Source organism: Roseateles sp. GW823-FHT07B05, assembly GCF_058794515.1.
Map to the genome: position 1 here is coordinate 844,954 of NZ_JBXAGX010000002.1, position 18,625 is coordinate 863,578.

General features: G+C 68.8%; 19 protein-coding genes. 9 read left to right on the forward strand and 10 right to left on the reverse strand.

What is annotated here, in order from left to right; genetic code table 11:
* Positions 1-6 precede the first annotated feature (6 nt).
* The 9 genes from AC1Q7O_RS08080 (at position 7) to AC1Q7O_RS08120 (ending at position 9,336) form a co-directional block, all read left to right on the forward strand.
* Positions 7-1,722 carry a nitrite/sulfite reductase gene (locus AC1Q7O_RS08080; RefSeq protein WP_492661909.1) on the forward strand — a complete coding sequence of 572 codons (1,716 nt, stop codon included), beginning with the start codon at positions 7-9 and terminating at the stop codon, positions 1,720-1,722.
* A gap of 7 nt (positions 1,723-1,729) precedes the next feature.
* A complete protein-coding gene (locus AC1Q7O_RS08085; RefSeq protein ID WP_492661908.1) occupies positions 1,730-2,224 on the forward strand; it encodes a DUF934 domain-containing protein in 495 nt (164 codons plus the stop codon).
* Entirely contained in the window at positions 2,221-2,979 is a 759-nt protein-coding gene (locus tag AC1Q7O_RS08090; protein WP_492661907.1) for a phosphoadenylyl-sulfate reductase, read from the forward strand. Before AC1Q7O_RS08085 ends, AC1Q7O_RS08090 begins: the two co-directional genes overlap by 4 nt.
* Positions 2,976-3,941, forward strand: coding sequence for a sulfate adenylyltransferase subunit CysD (cysD, locus tag AC1Q7O_RS08095; RefSeq protein ID WP_492661906.1), 966 nt, complete (start codon positions 2,976-2,978; stop codon positions 3,939-3,941). The genes AC1Q7O_RS08090 and cysD overlap by 4 nt, the downstream gene beginning before the upstream one ends.
* Complete coding sequence (locus AC1Q7O_RS08100; protein ID WP_492661905.1) at positions 3,941-5,230, forward strand: sulfate adenylyltransferase subunit 1; 1,290 nt, start codon at positions 3,941-3,943, stop codon at positions 5,228-5,230. The genes cysD and AC1Q7O_RS08100 overlap by 1 nt, the downstream gene beginning before the upstream one ends.
* Entirely contained in the window at positions 5,230-6,015 is a 786-nt protein-coding gene (gene cobA, locus AC1Q7O_RS08105; RefSeq protein ID WP_492661904.1) for a uroporphyrinogen-III C-methyltransferase, read from the forward strand. The genes AC1Q7O_RS08100 and cobA overlap by 1 nt, the downstream gene beginning before the upstream one ends.
* Positions 6,012-6,335 carry a ferredoxin FdxA gene (gene fdxA / locus AC1Q7O_RS08110; protein ID WP_394511060.1) on the forward strand — a complete coding sequence of 108 codons (324 nt, stop codon included), beginning with the start codon at positions 6,012-6,014 and terminating at the stop codon, positions 6,333-6,335. Before cobA ends, fdxA begins: the two co-directional genes overlap by 4 nt.
* 26 nt (positions 6,336-6,361) lie before the next feature.
* Entirely contained in the window at positions 6,362-7,450 is a 1,089-nt protein-coding gene (locus tag AC1Q7O_RS08115; RefSeq protein WP_492661903.1) for an NAD(P)/FAD-dependent oxidoreductase, read from the forward strand.
* A 272-nt stretch (positions 7,451-7,722) separates the two neighbouring features.
* Complete coding sequence (locus AC1Q7O_RS08120; RefSeq protein ID WP_492661902.1) at positions 7,723-9,336, forward strand: recombinase family protein; 1,614 nt, start codon at positions 7,723-7,725, stop codon at positions 9,334-9,336.
* A 4-nt stretch (positions 9,337-9,340) separates the two neighbouring features.
* Here AC1Q7O_RS08120 and AC1Q7O_RS08125 read toward each other — a convergent pair whose 3' ends face one another.
* The 10 genes from AC1Q7O_RS08125 to AC1Q7O_RS08170 form a co-directional block, all read right to left on the reverse strand.
* Positions 9,341-9,523, reverse strand: coding sequence for a hypothetical protein (locus AC1Q7O_RS08125; protein WP_492661901.1), 183 nt, complete (start codon positions 9,521-9,523; stop codon positions 9,341-9,343).
* Positions 9,510-9,905: a hypothetical protein gene (locus AC1Q7O_RS08130; protein WP_492661900.1), complete on the reverse strand. Its 396-nt coding sequence runs from the start codon at positions 9,903-9,905 to the stop codon at positions 9,510-9,512. The genes AC1Q7O_RS08125 and AC1Q7O_RS08130 overlap by 14 nt, the downstream gene beginning before the upstream one ends.
* Complete coding sequence (locus tag AC1Q7O_RS08135) at positions 9,905-10,333, reverse strand: DUF5675 family protein (RefSeq protein ID WP_492661899.1); 429 nt, start codon at positions 10,331-10,333, stop codon at positions 9,905-9,907. The genes AC1Q7O_RS08130 and AC1Q7O_RS08135 overlap by 1 nt, the downstream gene beginning before the upstream one ends.
* Complete coding sequence (locus AC1Q7O_RS08140) at positions 10,330-10,713, reverse strand: phage holin family protein (RefSeq protein ID WP_492661898.1); 384 nt, start codon at positions 10,711-10,713, stop codon at positions 10,330-10,332. Before AC1Q7O_RS08140 ends, AC1Q7O_RS08135 begins: the two co-directional genes overlap by 4 nt.
* A gap of 22 nt (positions 10,714-10,735) precedes the next feature.
* A complete protein-coding gene (locus AC1Q7O_RS08145; RefSeq protein ID WP_492661897.1) occupies positions 10,736-11,101 on the reverse strand; it encodes a hypothetical protein in 366 nt (121 codons plus the stop codon).
* Positions 11,098-11,904: a hypothetical protein gene (locus AC1Q7O_RS08150; RefSeq protein WP_492661896.1), complete on the reverse strand. Its 807-nt coding sequence runs from the start codon at positions 11,902-11,904 to the stop codon at positions 11,098-11,100. The genes AC1Q7O_RS08145 and AC1Q7O_RS08150 overlap by 4 nt, the downstream gene beginning before the upstream one ends.
* Positions 11,905-11,911: 7 nt before the next feature.
* A complete protein-coding gene (locus tag AC1Q7O_RS08155) occupies positions 11,912-14,056 on the reverse strand; it encodes a hypothetical protein (RefSeq protein WP_492661895.1) in 2,145 nt (714 codons plus the stop codon).
* Positions 14,057-14,059: 3 nt separating this feature from the next.
* Positions 14,060-17,578 (reverse strand): hypothetical protein, encoded by a 3,519-nt coding sequence (locus AC1Q7O_RS08160; RefSeq protein ID WP_492661894.1) that lies wholly within the window; start codon positions 17,576-17,578, stop codon positions 14,060-14,062.
* A 32-nt stretch (positions 17,579-17,610) separates the two neighbouring features.
* Positions 17,611-17,877, reverse strand: a complete 267-nt coding sequence (locus AC1Q7O_RS08165) for a phage tail assembly chaperone (RefSeq protein WP_492661893.1) — start codon at positions 17,875-17,877, stop codon at positions 17,611-17,613.
* 77 nt (positions 17,878-17,954) lie between these two features.
* Positions 17,955-18,398, reverse strand: coding sequence for a hypothetical protein (locus AC1Q7O_RS08170; protein WP_492661892.1), 444 nt, complete (start codon positions 18,396-18,398; stop codon positions 17,955-17,957).
* Positions 18,399-18,625: the final 227 nt, after the last annotated feature.

Sequence of the window (18,625 nt, forward strand, 5' to 3'; positions counted from 1 at the left end):
ACTTCGATGTACCAGTACACCGACTTCGACCGCCGCTTCGTCCACGCCCGCGCCGCGCAATACCGCGACCAGCTGGAGCGCCACCTCGCCGGCACGCTCGGCACCGACGAGTTCCGCGCGCTGCGCCTGCAGAACGGCTGGTACATCCAGCGCCATGCGCCGATGCTGCGCGTGGCCGTGCCCTACGGCGAGCTGAGCAGCCGCCAGCTGCGCCAGCTGGCCCGCATCGCCCGCGAGTACGACCGCCAGCCCGACGGCCCGTTCGCCGGCCAGGGCGGCTACGGCCACTTCACGACGCGCCAGAACCTGCAATACAACTGGATTCCGCTGAAGGACAGTGCCACGGTCATGGACCTGCTGGCCGAGGTCGACATGCACGGCATCCAGACCAGCGGCAACTGCATCCGCAACATCACCAGCGACGCCTTCGTCGGCATCGCGCCCGACGAGATCGTCGACGCGCGCCCCTACGCCGAAGTGCTGCGCCAGTGGAGCACGCTGCACCCCGAGTTCGCCCACCTGCCGCGCAAGTTCAAGATCGCCATTTCGGGCGCCCAGGAAGACCGCGCGGCCATCGGCTGGCATGACATCGGCTTGCAGATGAAGAAGAACGCGGCCGGCGAGATCGGCTTCCAGGTCTTCGTCGGCGGCGGCATGGGCCGCACGCCCATCCCGGGCGTCGAGATCAATGCCTTCGTGCCGTGGCACCACATCCTCGTCTACATCGAGGCCATCGTGCGCGTCTACAACCTGGCCGGACGCCGCGACAACCTCTACAAGGCCCGCATCAAGATCCTCGTCAAGGCCGAAGGCCAGAAGTTCTTCGACGCGGTCAACGAGGAATACCAACGCATCCTGGCCGGCGATCCCGCCGGCCACGAGCAGATCATTCCGCAGGCCGAGCTGGACCGCGTGGCGGCCTGCTTCGTCGACCCGGCCGGCGTGAAGCCCGAAGCGCCCGTGCAGCTGGACACCAGCGACCCGGCCTTCGCGCGCTGGCTGCAACGCAACGTGCACGGCCACCGCGTCAGCGGCTACCGCGCCGTCACGTTGAGCCTGAAGCGCGTGGGCATCGCCCCCGGCGACACCAGCGCCGACGTGATGGACACCGCCGCCGCGCTGGCCGAGCGCTTCAGCCACGGCGAACTGCGCGTGTCGCACCGCCAGAACCTGGTGCTGCCCTGGGTGCGCGAGGCCGACCTGCCCGAGCTGTTCCAGGCCGCCCGCGCCGCCGGCTTTGCCACGCCCAATGCCGGCCTGTTGACCGACCAGATCGCCTGCCCCGGCGGCGACTTCTGCGCGCTGGCCAACGCCCGCTCGCTGCCGCTGGCCGCCGAGATCGCCGAGCGCTACCAGGACATCGACGAACTCGAAGACCTGGGCGAGATCGACCTGCACATCAGCGGCTGCATCAATTCCTGCGGTCACCACCACAGCGGCCACATCGGCGTGCTGGGCGTCGACAAGGACGGCACCGAGTGGTACCAACTGACGCTGGGCGGCGGCGACGGCACGCACCTGGCCGGCGGCACCGTGGCCGGCAAGGTCATCGGCCCCAGCTTCGCGGCCGACGAGATCGCCGACGCCATCGACGCCGTCATCGAGACCTTCACGCGCGAGCGCCTGGCCGGCGAGCACTTCATCGACGCCGTGAAGCGCCTGGGCCTCGACCCGTTCAAGACCGCCGCCAACGCCGTGCGCACGTCCACCGCCAAAGCCTGATCCCGGTATGAAGTTCATCAACGCCACCACCTGCCCCTGGAAGCACGCCATCGGCGAAGACGGCCCCAAGCCCGATCCCGATCCGGCGCCCCACCGCCTGCTGTCGCTGGAGCAGTGGCATGCCGTGCGCGCCCACTGGCCGCAGGACGTGCCCGTCGCCATCGAGTTCCCGAACGACGCCGACATCAACCGGCTCGCGCCCGACCTGCCGCGCATCGCGCTGGTCGTGCTGGACTTCCCGAAGTGGACCGACGGCCGCGCCTACAGCCAGGCCCACCTGCTGCGCATCCGCCACCAGTTCAAGGGCGCCATCCGCGCCCGCGGCGAAGTACTGGTGGACATGATGCAGCTGCTGGCCCGCACCGGCTTCGACGAGGTCGTCATGCGTGGCGACCAGTCGCAGGCCGCGGCGCAGAAGGCGCTGGACCTGTTCGCGCCGGTCGGCTTCTACCAGGGCGACGTGGCCGAGACGCGGCCGTGGTTCCTGAGGAGCGCAGCGTGAGCGACGGCGTCAGCAGCCTGCCCTGGGCCGCCGCGCCTGCGGTGGGCAACGCCATCGGCCTCTACGCGAAGTGGACGCCCGCGCTGGACACCAAGATCGAGGCCGCGCTGCAACGCCTGCGCGACGCCAGCATCGAGCACGGCGACGGCCTCGTGCAGAGCAGCAGCCTGGGCGTGGAAGACATGGTCATCACCGACCTGATCTCGCGCACCGGCCTGCCCGTGCACCTCTCCACGCTGGACACCGGCAAGCTGCACGCCGAGACGCTCGCGCTGCTGCCGCAGATCAAGGACCGATACGGCTTCGACGTCGAAGTCTTCAAGCCGATCGCCGAGGCCGTCATCGAGTTCGTCAAGCGCGAGGGCGACGAGCCGATGTACAAGAGCATCGAGCTGCGCAAGGCCTGCTGTGGCGTGCGCAAGATGGAGCCGCTGGGCCGCATGCTGGCGGGCCGCTCGGCCTGGATCACCGGCCTGCGCCGCGAGCAATCGGGCGCACGCGGCGATGTCGCCTTCGACGAAGACGACGGTAACGGTCGCCGCAAGATCAGCCCCATCGCCGACTGGACCTGGGCCGAGGTCTGGGCCTACGTCGAGAAATACGCCGTCCCCTACAACCCGCTGCATGACCAGTTCATGCCCAGCATCGGCTGCGCGCCCTGCACGCGCGCCATCGCGGTGGGAGAAGACTTCCGCGCCGGTCGCTGGTGGTGGGAGGACTCAACCAAAGAGTGCGGTCTGCACGCGAAGTCATGAATGCTGCTGTGAAACCTGAACAACTCATCGCCGACGTCGACCACGCACACCTGGATGCGCTGGAAGAAGAGGCCATCTTCATCCTGCGCGAGGTGGCTGCCAGCTTCGAGCGCCCTGCCCTGCTGTTCTCCGGCGGCAAGGACTCCTGCGTCGTGCTGCGCCTGGCCGAGAAGGCCTTCAAGATGAAGAACGCTGCGCACGCTAGCGGCTACTCGGGCTCGCTGCCCTTCCCGATGGTGCACATCGACACGGGGCACAACTTCCCCGAGGTCATCACCTTCCGTGACCAGCGCGTCGCCGACATGGGCGAGCGCCTGATCGTCGGGCACCTCGAAGACAGCATGGCCAAGGGCACCATCCGCCTCGCCCACCCGCTGGAAAGCCGCAACGGCCACCAGACGGTGACGCTGCTGGAGACCATCGAGGAGCACAAGTTCGACGCGCTCATCGGCGGCGCCCGCCGCGACGAGGAGAAGGCACGCGCCAAGGAGCGCATCTTCAGCCACCGCGACAGCTTCGGCCAATGGCAGCCCAAGGAGCAGCGCCCCGAGCTGTGGACGCTGTTCAACACCCGCATCCGCCCGGGCGAGCACTTCCGCTGCTTCCCGATCAGCAACTGGACCGAGCTGGACGTGTGGCTCTACATCGCCCGCGAGAACATCCCGCTGCCGCCCATGTACTACGCGCATGAGCGCCAGGTCATCCGCCGCAAGGGCCTGCTGGTGCCGCTGACCGACGTGACGCCGCCCGAAGCCGGCGAGACCGTCGAGACCGTCCAGGTGCGCTTCCGCACCGTGGGCGACATGACCTGCACCTGCCCGGTCGAGAGCCCCGCCGCGAACGCGAGCGAGGTCGTGGCCGAGACGCTGACCGTGACGGTGAGTGAACGCGGCGCCACGCGCATGGACGACCGCACGAGTGAAGCTTCCATGGAGAAGCGCAAGAAGGAAGGGTATTTCTGATGAAGGCGCTGCGATTCCTCACGGCCGGTTCCGTCGACGACGGCAAGAGCACGCTGATCGGCCGCCTGCTGTTCGACGGCCAGGCCATCCTCGCCGACCAGCTCGACACGCTGGAGCGCCGCGCCGCCGGCCGCCCCATCGACCTGAGCCTGCTGACCGACGGCCTCGAAGCCGAACGCGAGCAGGGCATCACCATCGACGTGGCCTACCGCTACTTCGCGACCAAGACGCGCAAGTTCATCATTGCCGATGCCCCCGGCCATGAGCAGTACACGCGCAACATGGTCACGGCCGCCGCCGGCAGCGACGCGGCCGTCGTGCTGGTGGACATCACCAAGCTGGACCTGACGCAGGACGACGTACCGCTGCTGCCGCAGACGCGCCGCCACTCGCTGCTGGCCCAGCTGCTGCGCGTGCCCAGCATCGTCTTCGCGATCAACAAGATCGACGCGCTGGACGACCCGGGCGCCGGCTTCGCCAAGGTCAAGGCCGCGCTCGACAAGTTCGCCGCTGCCGCCGGCCTGAACGTGGCGGCCACCGTGCCCGTCAGCGCGCTGCGTGGCGACAACGTCACCCAGCCGCTGGACGCGCCCTGGTGGAACGGCGAGAGCCTGCTGCAGGTGCTGGAGCGCCTGCCCACGCTGAGCGAGCGTGCCGACGCGCCGCTCTCCCTGCCCGTGCAGTACGTGCAGAAGGACGCCTACCAGTCCAACGGCACCGGCGTGCAGCCGCGCGTGCTGTGGGGCCGCATCGCCCACGGCGCCGTCAAGGCGGGCGACACCATCGAGGTGCTGCCGTCCAAACAGACCGCGGTCGTTGTCGAGGTGCGCCTGGCCGGCGAGACCGTCGGCAGCGCCGAAGCCGGCGACTCTGCCGGCCTGGTGCTGGACCGCCAGCTGGATGTGAGCCGCGGCGACTGGATCGTCACCCCAGGCTCGGCCACGCAGACCAAGACCTTCCCGGCGACGCTGGCCTGGCTGGACACCGAAGCCGCCAAGCCCGGCCGCAAGTACTGGGTGCGCCACGGCAACCGCTGGGTGCAGGCGCGCATCTCGGCCATCGACTCGGTGCTGGACATCAACACGCTGACGCCGCAGGACGCGCACGAGCTGCCCGTCAACACCATCGGCCGCGTGCAGATGGAAGTGCAGCACGAGCTGCCCGTCGAGCCCTTCGTGGACAACCGCGTCGGCGGCGCGCTGATCGTGGTCGACCCCGCCAGCCACCGCACCAGCGGCGCGCTGCTGGTGGACGTGCAGCCGGCCGCTCCGGCCGAAGAGGCCTGGTGATGGGCCTGGGCCGCGAGGATGAGGACACGCAGCCGCCCGGCCGCGTGATCTTCGTCAGCGCCGGCCCCGGCGCGGCGGACCTCATCACGGTCCGCGGCGCCCGCGCGCTGGCCACGGCCGACATCGTGCTGGCCGACGCTCTGGCCGACCCGGCATTGCAGGATCTCGCACCCCGCGCGAGCTGGACCTACGTCGGCAAGCGCGGCTTCGAGCACTCGGCCAAGCAGGCCGAGATCAACTCGCTGCTGGTGCAGGCCGCCCGCGAGCATGCCGTCGTCGTGCGCCTCAAGGGTGGCGACGCCAGCGTCTTCGGCCGCCTGGAAGAGGAACTGCAGGCGCTGGCCGACGCGGGCATCGCCAGCGAAGTGATCCCTGGTGTCACGGCCGCCTCGGCCGCTGCCGCGCTGACGCAGCGCCCGCTGACCCGGCGCGGCCGCGGCCGCAATGTCAGCCTGACGACTGCCATGACGGCCGAAGGCGAGCTGCGCGCGGCGCTGTCGGCCGACACCGAAGTCTTCTACATGGCTGGCCGGCAGCTCGACACGCTGGGCCCCAAGCTCATCGCCGCCGGCTGGGCTGCGGACACGCCCGCGCTGGTCGTCAGCCGCGCCGGCTGCACCGACGCGCTGACCAGCGAACATGCGCTGGCAGACCTCGCCAATGCCGCAGCTTTGCACGGCGGCCGGCCGGCCGTTCTCATCGTCGGCACGGGCGCCCTGCCGGCGTCCAATAAAATCATCGTTTCGCCTGAACAGGCGCCCCTTACCTCTCAGAGCCGCTCATGACCCACGTCGTCACCGAAGCCTGCATCCGCTGCAAATACACCGACTGCGTCGACGTCTGCCCGGTCGACTGCTTCCGCGAAGGCCCGAACTTCCTGACCATCGACCCGGACGAGTGCATCGACTGCGCCGTCTGCATCCCCGAGTGCCCGGTCAACGCGATCATGCCGGAGGAGGATGTGCCCGGCGATCAGATCCACATGATCAAGATCAACGCGGACCTGGCCAAGAACTGGCCCAGTATCACCAAGCGCAAGCCCGCCCTGCCCGACGCCGACGAGTGGAAGGACAAGACGGGCAAGCTGAACGAACTGATCCGCTGAACTCCGGCGCGCCGCGCCGTCTTCGCATGCAAGACCAAGCCTCTCCGCGCCCGGATGCCATCGAGACCGACGCCGTCATCGTCGGCGCCGGGCCCGTGGGCCTGTTCCAGGTCTTCGAGCTTGGCCTGCTGGAGATCAAGGCCCACATCATCGACAGCCTGACCTACCCCGGTGGCCAGTGCATCGAGCTGTACCCCGACAAGCCCATCTACGACATCCCGGCCGTGCCCCTGTGCACCGGCAAGGAGCTGACGGACAACCTGCTCAAGCAGATCGAGCCTTTCGGCGCGACCTTCCACCTGGGCCAGGAAGTCACCGTCGTGCAGAAGCAGGCCGACGGCCGCTTTTTCGTCGAGACCAGCAAGGGCACGCAGTTCCTGACGAAGACTGTCTTCATCGCCGGCGGCGTGGGCAGCTTCCAGCCGCGCACGTTGAAGGTCGAGGGCGTCGAGCCCTACGAGGGCACGCAGGTCCACTACCGCGTCAAGGCGCCGGACCAGTTCGCCGGCAAGAACCTGCTCATCATCGGCGGTGGCGACTCGGCGCTGGACTGGGCACTGAACTTCTGCGCCGCCCACGAGGACGGCAACCCGCACAAGGCCGAGAGCGTCATCCTCGTGCACCGCCGCGACGGCTTTCGGGCCGCACCAGCGAGCGTGGCCAAGATGCAGGCGCTGTGCGACGCACAGGAGATGCAGTTCATCGTCGGCCAGACGGTGGGCATAGCCGAACACGACGGCCAGCTGACGGGCCTTAAGATCGCCGGCAACGACGGCATCGTCCGCGTCGTGCCCTGCGACCAGGTGCTGGCCTTCTTCGGCCTCAGCCCCAAGCTGGGCCCCATCGCCGAATGGGGGCTGGCGCTGGAGCGCAAGCAGATCGTCGTCGACACCGAGAAGTTCGAGACCAGCGTGCCGGGCATCTTCGCCGTCGGCGACGTGAATACCTACCCGGGCAAGAAGAAGCTCATCCTGAGCGGCTTCCACGAGGCCGCGCTGGCCGCATTTGGCGCCGCGCCCTACGTGTTCCCGGACAAGCGCGTGCACCTGCAGTACACGACGACCAGCCCGAAGCTCCACAAGGTGCTGGGCGTGGAATCGCCGGTGTTCGACTGACGACGGGATCGGGCTTGCGAAATGACGCCACAGCGGCGTTGCACGGGCTTGCCGTGGCGATGCCACCGTCTGCGCCCATGCGCCTTGCTGTGACGCCATTGCGCAAGCCTGGCAACGGCCACGAATAGAATCTTGCTGCGCGTCGCTTCATGCGACGCGTCTTCGCTAGGGGTGTTGATGGCCTGGCGCCATCGACTGAGACAGTCCCTTTGAACCTGATTGAGGTAAGCCCCAAGCCTGCCAACTAAACTCCGCGCCCGGGAGGGGATCGGATGGAACGGGCCAAGGTCTACAGCTACAGGCGCTTCAGCGACATGGCGCAGCAGAAGGGCGCCAGCGTGGCGCGCCAGGATGCGTTTGCGCAGTCTTGGGCGGACAAGCATGGCATCGAGCTGGACGCCGCGCTGTCGATGCTGGACGAGGGGCTGAGCGCCTTCCACCAGAAGCACGTCAGCAAGGGCGCGCTGGGTGTCTTCCTGCGCGCCATCGAGCGCGGCCGCATCGCGTCCGGCTCCATCCTGATCGTCGAAAGCCTGGACCGGCTGAGCCGCGCCGAGGTGCTGGACGCCCTGGCCCAGCTGACGCTCATCATCAACGCCGGCATCAGCGTCGTCACGGCCAGCGACGAGAAGGTCTACAGCAGGGACTCGCTCAAGGCGAACCCCATGGATCTGCTGCAGTCGCTGCTCATCATGTGGCGGGCCTACGAAGAGAGCGCGACGAAGTCGAAGCGGGTCAAGGACGCCATCCGTCGCCAGTGCCTCGGCTGGCAGGCCGGCACGTACCGCGGGCTGATCCGCTACGGCAACACGCCGAGCTGGCTTCGCGTCGTCGACGGGAAGTGGGCGCTGCACGAGGAGCGCGCGGCCGTCACGCGGACAGCCATCTCGATGTACCTGCAGGGCCTCGGCACCAGCCACATCTGCACGCACCTGCACCAGCAGGGGCTCAAGATGAGCGGCCAGGCACCCCACACCGGCTTCCTGCGCCGGCTGCTCCTGAACCCCGCGCTCCGCGGGGACAAGCTCATGGAGGTGGATGGCGAGCAGTTCGAGCTGCGCGGCTACTACCCTGCCCTGGTCGACGACGCGACCTGGCAGGAGCTGCAGCAGGCCATGACGGCGCGGGCCCGGCCAGGCTGCGGCGTGAGGGGCGACATCCCGTCGATCCTGACCGGCGGCGGCCTCACGGTGTGCGGCTACTGCGGCGCCTCGATGAAGGCGCAGACCATGGCGAGCAAGCGGCGCACCGACGGCACGCTGGCCGATGGTCACCGCAGGCTGCAGTGCCCGAAGAAGGGCTATCTGGACGGCTGCGCGATCGGCGGCTCCTGCTCAGCGGCGCCGGTGGAGCGCGCCATCATCAAGTACTGCAGCGACATGGTGAACCTGCGCTCGCTGTACCGGGGCGACTCCTCGGCCGCGCCGCGCGCTGAGCTGGCCGGCGTCACGGCTGAGCTGGCGAAGGTGGAGCTCCAGCTGGAGCGCCTGACGAACGCGCTGCTGGACGCCGAGGGCGGCGCGCCGGCGACATTCATCAAGCGCGGCCGCGAGCTGGAGGAGCAACGCGCCCAGCTGCAGCGGCGCGTGGCCGAGGCGGAGCAACAGCTGGCGCAGGTCGCGCGAGCTGATCTCGACGGCGCCGACGACCGTTGGCGCACCATCGCCGAGGGCGTCGACGCACTGGACTACGCAGCCCGCACGCAGGCGCGCAAGCTCATCGTGGACACGTTTGAGCGCATCGTGGTCTGGCACAGCGGGCTGCGGCCTGACAAAGCGCCCAAGGGCACGATCGACATCATGCTCAAGGCGCGCGGCGGAGACTCGCGGACGCTGCGCATCGACGCCGCCGGCGGCTGGGTCGCCGGCGAACTCTCCACCTTGTGACGCGTCAGCGGCTCGCTGGCCAGGCGCGCACCAGGCCGGCGTGGCGGGCCCGGCAGTCTGCCGCCGCGGCCTCGCGCTGCGCCATCACGTCCAGCAGCTCGCCCAGCAACACGTCGCCGGCGGGGTAGTCCGGGCCGGCCCAGCACGGCGTGGCCAGGTTGGCCGGCGGCGCGTCAGGGGGTGCCACCACCAGCCGCGGCACGCCGCAGCCGGTCAACAGCGTCAGCAGGCACAGGCAGGTCAGCAAGCGTGCGGGCATCGTCGGTCTCCTCAGGCCCGCCGGGCGGGCAGATCGGGCGCTGGAGCGCGTTGCGCAGCTCCGCCCTGGTGCTGGCCAGCGCGGCGGCGGCGCGCGCCTTGGTGGCCTCGTATGCCGCGGACTCGGCCTGCGCCTGGCGGCGGTGGGTGTCGCGCTGCGCGATCTCGGCTGCCTCCCGCTCGCGGTCGCTGGCGGCCCAGTCAGCGGTGACGGACTCCGCGCCAACGTGGCGGCCGTGCAGCCAGGCCGTGGCGATCAGCGCCAGCACCAGCCACGCACGCCACGAGGTGGCCCACATGAAGGGGCCCATCACCGGATCTCCAGCTCGAAAGGCAGCCCGCCGGCCCACGCCACCAGCTGGGCCAGCGCCGCCTTGCTCTGCAGGCCCGCGCGCTGCGGATGGCCGAGCGGATTGGTGAGCGTGCCCACGGCCGTGGCCGGCGCGATGCAGCCCTGCAGATCGCTATGCCAGCCCTTGGCCTTGTCGCCGGCCCAGTTGGCCGCGTGGATGAGGATGTTGGAGCGGCCCGGCACATCGCGCAGCCCGTACACCTTGCCGTAGCGCGGGCTGGTGACGATCTCGCAGCGGTAGGCGCCCGGCTTGATGCTGCTGATGCCGGTGGCGTTGTCGCGCCAGGGCAGCTCCAGGCTGCGCAGCTCCAGCCCGCCCTGCAGCTTGATGAGCCCGAACGTGCCCTCGTCGGTCGACGGGCCGCGGGTCAGGGTGGCGTACTTCATTGCCCACCCTCCCGCACGCCGAAGCGCTTCGCCGCAAACTCTTCGAAGGTGGCGATGGCGCGCGTGCCCATGTGCCCCGCAATGCCAGTCAACGCCACCGACAGCAACTGCGGCGCGCCACTCCATTCGCACAGCCAGAAGGCCAGCAGACCGGCGAATGCCGACGTGCACAGCTCGCCCACCAGGTGCATCACGTTCCACGGCGAGGTGTCGCCCTTGCGCACCTTGGTGAGCCAACTGACGAGGCCGCCCAGCAGCGCCACGGCCAGCGTGAGGCCGTACTGCTTCAGCGAGTAGTCAAGCGGGCCCTTGGAGTCAGCACGCGCCAGAAGGGGCGCCAGCAGCGCAATGACGAGGACGATGGCGGGGAGGTATCGCATGCGTGGTCTTTCAGTGGTGGTTTCAGAAGCGGGTTTCGAAGGACAGGTGCAGCGCGCTGCTGCCGCCGTTGCGGGGCTTGGGGATAAGACTCAGCCGCACGGCCGCCGCATCGCTGACGGGCAGCCGCACGCTGGGCACCAGCAGCGGGTTGAGCCGCGCACTGCGATAGCCCGTGATGCCCCCGGCGGTGAGCGACCAGCGCCCGTCGGCCGTCTGCCAGGTGTGGCCGGCGTACAGGCTCAACCGCCGCTCGCTGTTGCGCAGCGCGCCAACGGTCAGGCCGCTGGGCGCCTGCGCGTACACGCCGACGGTGGCCGTCTCAAAACCGGGCTGCGCGTGGGCCGACAGCAGGTGCAGGCCAAGAATCCAGACGTCTGCACTGGTCATGGCAGCAGCTCCGCGACCTCATACGAGGCGGTGTGCGCGTTGAAGAACGGCTCTTCCAGCGCGCCCAGCTGACGCAGCCGGCCCCAGATCAGGCGCCGCTGGCTGTTGAGGCCGTCGGCCGAGTCGTAGACGAACAGCAGCTCGCGCCGCAGCGTGGCGGCCAGGCGGCCCATCGTGAAGGGGCTGTCGAAGGCCTCGGCTGTCGGCAGGTTGGCGATGCTGAAGCGCGCCACCTTGCGCGCCTCTTTGTCGACGAACCACTCCGCGCCGCTCAGCGCCTCCTGCACCTCTTGGCGGTTCTCCCACCCCAGGCTGGCGCCGGCGGCCATGTTGATGCTGGGCTGCCACGCGCCACGCATCAGGCCCATGCGGCCCACGGCCACGTAGCCGTCGGGGTTGGCGGCATCCGTCACCTGCAGGCGCCAGTACGGGGCCGACGTCGCGCTGGCCAACACATGCCAGAAGTGCTGTCGCTGCCCTGCCCGGCTCGCGTCTGTGACGCCCGCAGCAAAGGCGTTGAGCCAGCCGCTGTCATACGTCGGCGCCGCGAAGGTGCCGGCGTTGTCGGCCTGGATGCGCACCTGCGCGGCGAGCGTGAGGTTGTGGTGCGCCAGCACGAGGGCCGCGACGGTGGGATTGCCCGGCACCGAGAAGGTGATGGTGCAGTCAGGCGCCGACAGCCCCGGCGAAACCCAGCGCTGCGCCAGGGGCGCATAGGCCAGATTCGACACGGAAGCGCCGCCACCGAACGAGGTCATGCTGGCCTGCAGGGCGTTGTCGTAGAGAAAGAGTGCGTTTGCCATGCCGGCCTCAGAGGGTGGGTTCGGTGGCCTGGCGGACGGTCATGCGCAGCTGGCCGCGTCGCATGTCCACCTCCATCGCCATCACGTTGAAGTAGCTGTCGGCGGTGTCCACGCCGTTCTGCGGCCGCACGCGCAGCTGCGGGTGCACCAGGCGCACATAGCCGCCCAGGCGCGGCAGCAGGCCGGGCAGCAGCTTCTGCACACCGTCCGGCGCATCGGGGTCGCAAGAGCCGTCGATGCTCACGACGACCTCGAACCAGGCGCGGCGGTAGCGACGCAGCTGCAGCTGGCGCGTGGCCTCTTCGCCCGCCGCCGCCTCGCTGACGATCTGCGTGTCTCGCACCAGCGTGATGGCGTTGCCGTGCTTGGTCTTGATGCCCGAGTCGCTGGCGGAGATCTGCCGGCGTTCGTTGGCCAGGAAGCTCTTGCGGCTCAGGCTCACGCCCGCGTCGACATCGAACTCCTGCAGCTGCAGCACGGGCGAGTAGCCCAACTGCACGCGCCAGGCCGGCACGCCCGCGCCTTCGTCCGGTGCCGCCACCGGGCGCACGGTCTGGATGGCGTTGGCGTAGTAGCGCACCGCGCCATAGAGGCTGTCCGCGCGGCTTGCATAGGGAAGCGGGAAGGCCTCGGCGTACAGCACAGCGTCACGCGTGCCGCCTCGCCAGTCGATCCAGCCGAAGAACACGCCGCAGCTCTTGGCGATCAGCTCCAGCGCCTCGATGGCCGTGCGCGAGTCGTTGACCCACACGCCCACCTCGCAGAGATTTGCGCCAGGCCAGTTGTCTGGCTGCGTGGCGCCGCTGTACGGCGGGATGTTGACTTCAGCGAACGGCAGCACGGTCCGGGCGAGGTAGCGCATCACCTCCTGCCAGGTGTTCTGGCTGGCGCCTGAGGTGTTGGCCTGCGCATCGCAGGTGACCAAGCCCACCGGCGTGCTGCCCAGGCGGAACATGGCGCCGGCATGCCACACGCGGTATTGCCCCGCCGCCGGCGCGTTGGTCTCCATGTCGGCCTGGCTGAGGTAGCTGCCGCCGTTGGTGAGCGCGACGGCGCGGTCATAAACCGCCGTCACGTCGCCCGAAGTGGCGCCACCGTTCCAGCCGCCATCGCTCACCAGGTAGATCAGCCGCGAGGTGTTGATGCACGGCGCTGGCAGGTTCTGCACGCGGCCGAACAGCTTGGGCTTGGGCATGCCCTTGATCTCGGGCCCACCCTCCAGCCCGGCCGGCAGCGCGTTGTTGCCGGCAAAGGTGTTGGTCAACAGCGGCCGGTCCAGCAGCGCCATGCCGTCCTTGAGCCGGATAACCAGGCGCTTGTCGTCGAAGATCGCCGTCTCGGCCTTGGCGCGGAACAGCTCGCGGAAGTTGCTCGCGAACGGCAGGTCGCTGTCACCCGTCAGCACGCGCACCAGCTGCCCGTCCAGCCCGGCATACGCCAGGTGGCTCAGCGCGCCGTCGCTGTTGGCCAGCACCAGCTCGCCGTAGCCCACCGCCGCCGCGCCGGCGTAGTCCTGCGGCATCTCCTGCCGCATGAAGGCCGGCTGCAGCACGCGGCCATCGAAGTACGCATTGGCCGGCGTGTCGGTGGGCCGCGTCATGTAGCCGGCGGTGCCGTAGCGCAGCGTGTCAGCGTAGGGTGTGCCGTCAAGCAGCCGCGCGAACACGCCGTCTCCCGCATAGCGCACCCAGGCCGCCGGCGAGCGGAAGAACTCGTCGCCGTTGAGCGCCACGGTCGGCGACGTGGACAGGCCCACGCGCAAGCTCTGGCACTCGTGCTGCCCCACTGCGCCGGCACCGTGGTTGAGCACCACGGCCGGCGCGATGTACGTGGTGCCGCCTGGCGCGCCGCCGGCCGCGAGCGTGCCGGTGTAGGTGCCCCAGGCGGTACCAGGCGTCACACCGCTGGCCGCCACCCAGTCGAAGCCGGTCAGCACGCCCGAGGCGTTGAAGTACGCCAGGCCGACGTACAGCGCGCCGGTGGCCGCGGCATTGCGCCGCGCGCTCGCCGTCACGGTGTACGCGTTGGCCGGGCTGTAGGCCACCAGCTGGGCGCCGTAGTGCCAGGCGCCATTGGCAGCGGCATGGGCGCCGCCGCGCAGGACGCACTGATCCAGCATGGCCGAGATCTCGACCAGGTAGATGCGTGCCATGAGTTACCTCGCCATGTCGGCCAGCTGTGCCGGCCTCGTCACTTCCTGCAGCGCCTCGGCCAGGGCCTCCATGCGCTCGATGAGCCCGGTGAAGCCTGCCTGCGCCACCCGCACACTGGCGTTGCTCGCGTCGCTGATGCTGGCCAGCTGGTCATTCGCCGTGGCCAGCAGCTGCGCGCTCTGCTCGGCGGCCTGTGCGGTGGCCAGCGTGGGCTCGGTCAACAGGCCCACAACCTGACTCGCGGGCGCGGCGTTGACGAGCGCGCCCAGCGTGCCGCCCGTCTCCTCCAGCACCTTGGCCACATCAGCGAACTGCGCGGCAGCCCCCAGCAGCGCCACCAGCTGCTTACGGCCGGCCTCGGTGCTGACGTCTGCACTGTCCACCAGCGCGCGGTAATCGCTCTTGGTGCTCAGACCGTCGATGTTGATGCCCACGTCAGCGAGCTGCTTACGCAGCTGCACCGCCGTGACTGCGGCCTTCTCCGCGTCGGTGTAGTACAGGTCAATGAAGCTCGCCGCCTTGCCCGCGAAGGCCTCCATGCCGCCGGCCAACTTGTAGAGGCTGTCCCGCGCGGAGAAACTTGCGTCCGCAATTGACGCGAACACACCGCCGAAGTCGGCGAACCCTCGGCTGAACTTCTCAAGCCCGGCAAGCCGCGCGAGCGTCTCGACAATCGATTCGCCGGCAACCTTGAATGGCTCAACCCCGCCAGCAACCGCGCCAGCCAACGCATCCTGGTAGGTCTTGACCGCGGCGTTGATCGCGGCGAGGCTGGCCTGGTCGTCGGCGCCAAACTTGATCTTCACATCCGCAGTTACCTGCGCCAGCTTTTCGGCTGGCAGCTTGAGCACCGCCGCCCACTCCTGCACCTGCTCATAGACAGCTTTTGCCGACGAGCCCAGAAGCGCCGCCTGGTCCTTGGTCAGCGCCGTGTAGTCCGTGCCGCTTCGGTCGGAGTGGAACCAGCCGCCGTCTTGACGCCAATCGAGGAACTGCTGCCCGCTGAAGCCGGCGGCGTTGAAGCTGCCCTGCAGCCCCTGGTCGCCCGCCTCTTTCGCGCCGCGCCCGATGCCCAACATGCTGCTCAGTTGAGACGTCAGGCTCGCGCCAGTGATGATGTTTGCAAGCCGCCCACTGAGGCCGAGCTTCTCCATCCCGTTCGTCAACAGCCCAACATCCGACGTGTACTTGACGAGGCCAGGAAGCTGGTCTTGCGACCATCCGGCGCTGTAGGCACTGCTTGACCCGATCATGCCCGCGATGACTGCCAGAGGCCACGCCGCAGACAGGGACGACAACCCGCCAGTAGACGACCCACCAGCGCCGACCGACACCCCCCAGTTGCCCGCATTGCTGGAAATCAACGCCCCCAGCGCGTCACCGCCGGCGGCGCCGACCGCATTGCTGTAAAGGAGCGACCCGGCCGCCGCACCACCGCTGCCGGACAACATGCCCCACAGCGACTTGGCCCATGTAACCGCCGACCCAATCGAACCCAGAAGCCCACCCGAGCCGCCAGAGCCGGCGCCACTGCCACTGCCCAGGCCAATCAGGCTCAGCAGTGAGCCAGCGATGCCACTCTTGCCGTCGGGCCCCTGGATGACGAGCTTCAGCGCCGTCGTCTTGACGGTGTTCTTGATGCCGTCCCACAGCGTGGACCAGAAGCCCTTGCCCGATTCGAACGCGCGGAACAGGCTGTCAGTGAGGCCCTGCCCGACGCTGTCGATGGTCTTGGCCCAGGCATCCTGCGCTTCCTTCGCAGCCTTGGCCGCGACGCCTTGGCCGGCAACCGCGGCGCTGTCGCGGTAGGCCTGGGCCAGCTCGCGCTGCTGGTCGCCGAGCTTGCCGGTCCAGTCGATCTCGTCCAGCAGCGCGGCCTTGCGGTCTGCCTGCACGGCCAGGTCTAGCAGCTTGGCCTGGCGCACCACGGCCAGCTGTTCGGTGGTGAGGCCCATCTCTGCGTTGGCCTCGCGCTGCTTCTCGGTTTCGGCCTGAACAGCAGCAATCTGTTTGCCCGTCGCTTCATCCAGTGCTGCTATGGCTTTCTGCGCGGCAAACATGCCATCGACTTGTTTGGCCAACTCGTCCTTGTACGCAAACGCCGCTCGTGCAGCTTTCTCATCCGACTCACTCAACGAGATCTTTCCTGCGGCGATGTCTCGCGTGAGCTGCAGGTTTTCTTTCTCCAGCGGCGTCAGCGCCCGGCCGAGATCCAGTTGCTGCTCCAGGTCCTCGATCTGGGCATCGGTCGTCAGCAGCAGGCCCTGACCAGCCTTGTCTGCCGCCAGCCAGGCTTCGTAGAGCTTCTTGTTCTCTTCGGCGGCCGCCTTGGTGGCAGCGGCCTCCAACTCTCTGGCGCGCGTGTTCTCTGCCAGCTTGTCCGCCAGGCCCAGGCTGTCCCGCGTCTTCTTCGCCTCGGCCTGCACACCACGCAGGCCGCTCATCGAGTCGCGGAAGGACTCGCCGATCAGCTTCTGGTTCCAGATCTTGCTGATGTCATCCGCAGCGGAAGTGCCGATCTCGTTGACCGCCACGAAGCCGCTCTTCATCTCATCGAGTGCGCCGGAGAAGTCGCCCTTCAGCACCTTCGACACGGCCGACCCCATCGTGGTGAAGGTCTGCATGCCAATGGCCGCTGCGCCGGCAATGGCCTTGCCCACCAGCGGGAACAGGCTGAGCAACCCCTGGCCGACGTCCAGCACGTAGGTCAGCGCCGTGACGCCGCCACGGGCCCAGTCGGCCAGCGTGCCGTCCTTGGCCAGCTCGCTGATCTTGTCCTTGATGCCGCCGGTGCCGTTGGCCACCTGCAGGAAGGCTTCGCTGGTTTCGTACAGCGCGGGCAGCAGGCCGAGGCTGAGATCCTTCTTCCACGCCGCGGTGGACTTCTGCACCTTGGTGAGGTTGTCGCCGAAGGCATCGGCCATTGCGGCCTGGGCGGCCTTGGTGGCCTGGTTCTGCTCGGTCAGCGCGGCGGTGACCGTGTCGGACTCCGCAGCCAGGTCGCCCAGGAAGGGCAGCATCTTGGCGCCCTCTTTGCCGAACAGCAGCATGGCGGCGGCGCTCTTGTCGGCGCCGTCTTCATACTTCGCCAGCGCGGTGGCCGCGGTGAGCATGCGCTCGTCGGGCTTCATCTTCACGAAGCTGTCGAAGTCCAGCCCCAGCGCCTTGATGGCGAGCGCGGCGCCCTTGCCGTCTTCATCGGTCAGCGCCAGGTTCTTTGACAGCTTCAGCGACGCCGCGGAGATGCTGTCGATCGACGTCTCGCTGTACGCGCCAATGGTGCGCATCTGCCCGAGCATGGCGACGCTGTTGCCCGTGGCCAGGCTCATGTCGTGCAGCGCGGCCGTGGCGTCGATGGCGCTCATGACCATGCCCTTGAAGGCGTTGATGGACGCCACGCCCAGGTAGCCGACGAAGGCCGCCTTGGCCAGGTCGACGGCCTTCTGGATGCCCTGCATCGCGCCGCTGACGCTGTTCTTCGCCGCATCCATGTCCTGACGCAGGCGCGCCAGGTCGGCCATCATCTCGATGGTCAAGCCGCCGATTTGCATAGCTAGGTTTCCTTGGGTTTGGCGCGTTGATCGGCCGCGAGCTGCAGCGTCTTGGCATCGAGCGCCAGCAGCGTGTCCAGCTCCCAGGGGGTGAGCTGCACGCCCTGCAGGCGGCACCAGGCCTCGATGTCAACGAAGGCCAGCGGGCTAGGCCCCATGCCGCTGCGGCGGCCGACGCTCAAAGCGCAAAAGGCCTCCCACACGGGGAGGCCTTCAGGGGGGATGGAGATGAGGAGACGGGGGTCCACCTTGCCGGTGTTTTCGGCCACGCGCTGCAGGTGCTTGCGCAGTGGCGCCCCGTCTCCCTCTTTGCGGCTCAGCTCGGTTTCGCGCTCCGCCGCGTCGATCAGCTTTTGGCGGAGCGCTTGATAAAACGCTCGGTCTCTTCCAGCGCCGCCTTGACCTGGGCGCGCAGCCAGCGGAGCTTGGGGTCGCCGTAGAGCTGCAGCGCAGCCTGGCGCGAGTACTGCACGGGCTGTCCGCCGACGACGAGGCCCGCCCAGCCCAGCGTGTACTCGGCCAGCTTCTCCGTGACCTCGGCGTCCTCTTCCTCGGGGTCGCCCAGCTGGACCTTGCCGGTCTTCATCATGTCTTGCCGCGCGCGCCGGGCCTTGTTGAAGGCGTCACGCTTGCGCGCGGGGTGCTCGGGGCCGGCCAGCTCGATGACCAGCAGCGTGGGCGCGCCGGTCTCGGGGTTCTTGATGGTGACGGCACCGGTGTGCACGTCCGTGTAGGAGGACACGTCGAAGCCGACGGCTTGCAGCTGCTGAGCAGCGTTGAGGTTTTCCATGGTGGTTCACAGGTGGTTGAGAAAGAGAAGTGCCCGCGCCCACCCCGGCCGCCACCTGCGAGGGAGGCGAACCAGGGCGGGTCGGTGCTCGGGGTGTCCAGACGTCTGGACAGAAACGACGAAGCCCGCACGGGGCGGGCTTCGATGGGTACCGGCAGGGGATTGGGATCAGGCTGTCACACTCGCACACAACGGGAGGCGGCGACCATGACCAAGAAGTCGCGGGA

What these genes read in the sequence shown, in the direction of transcription:
- AC1Q7O_RS08080 (WP_492661909.1), top strand. Translation starts at nt 7, where the DNA reads ATGTACCAGTACACCGACTTCGACCGCCGCTTCGTCCACGCCCGCGCC.
- AC1Q7O_RS08085 (WP_492661908.1), top strand. Translation starts at nt 1,730, where the DNA reads ATGAAGTTCATCAACGCCACCACCTGCCCCTGGAAGCACGCCATCGGC.
- cysD (WP_492661906.1), top strand. Translation starts at nt 2,976, where the DNA reads ATGAATGCTGCTGTGAAACCTGAACAACTCATCGCCGACGTCGACCAC.
- AC1Q7O_RS08100 (WP_492661905.1), top strand. Translation starts at nt 3,941, where the DNA reads ATGAAGGCGCTGCGATTCCTCACGGCCGGTTCCGTCGACGACGGCAAG.
- cobA (WP_492661904.1), top strand. Translation starts at nt 5,230, where the DNA reads ATGGGCCTGGGCCGCGAGGATGAGGACACGCAGCCGCCCGGCCGCGTG.
- fdxA (WP_394511060.1), top strand. Translation starts at nt 6,012, where the DNA reads ATGACCCACGTCGTCACCGAAGCCTGCATCCGCTGCAAATACACCGAC.
- AC1Q7O_RS08115 (WP_492661903.1), top strand. Translation starts at nt 6,362, where the DNA reads ATGCAAGACCAAGCCTCTCCGCGCCCGGATGCCATCGAGACCGACGCC.
- AC1Q7O_RS08120 (WP_492661902.1), top strand. Translation starts at nt 7,723, where the DNA reads ATGGAACGGGCCAAGGTCTACAGCTACAGGCGCTTCAGCGACATGGCG.
- AC1Q7O_RS08130 (WP_492661900.1), bottom strand. Translation starts at nt 9,905, where the DNA reads ATGGGCCCCTTCATGTGGGCCACCTCGTGGCGTGCGTGGCTGGTGCTG.
- AC1Q7O_RS08135 (WP_492661899.1), bottom strand. Translation starts at nt 10,333, where the DNA reads ATGAAGTACGCCACCCTGACCCGCGGCCCGTCGACCGACGAGGGCACG.
- AC1Q7O_RS08140 (WP_492661898.1), bottom strand. Translation starts at nt 10,713, where the DNA reads ATGCGATACCTCCCCGCCATCGTCCTCGTCATTGCGCTGCTGGCGCCC.
- AC1Q7O_RS08145 (WP_492661897.1), bottom strand. Translation starts at nt 11,101, where the DNA reads ATGACCAGTGCAGACGTCTGGATTCTTGGCCTGCACCTGCTGTCGGCC.
- AC1Q7O_RS08150 (WP_492661896.1), bottom strand. Translation starts at nt 11,904, where the DNA reads ATGGCAAACGCACTCTTTCTCTACGACAACGCCCTGCAGGCCAGCATG.
- AC1Q7O_RS08155 (WP_492661895.1), bottom strand. Translation starts at nt 14,056, where the DNA reads ATGGCACGCATCTACCTGGTCGAGATCTCGGCCATGCTGGATCAGTGC.
- AC1Q7O_RS08160 (WP_492661894.1), bottom strand. Translation starts at nt 17,578, where the DNA reads ATGGCCGACCTGGCGCGCCTGCGTCAGGACATGGATGCGGCGAAGAAC.
- AC1Q7O_RS08170 (WP_492661892.1), bottom strand. Translation starts at nt 18,398, where the DNA reads ATGGAAAACCTCAACGCTGCTCAGCAGCTGCAAGCCGTCGGCTTCGAC.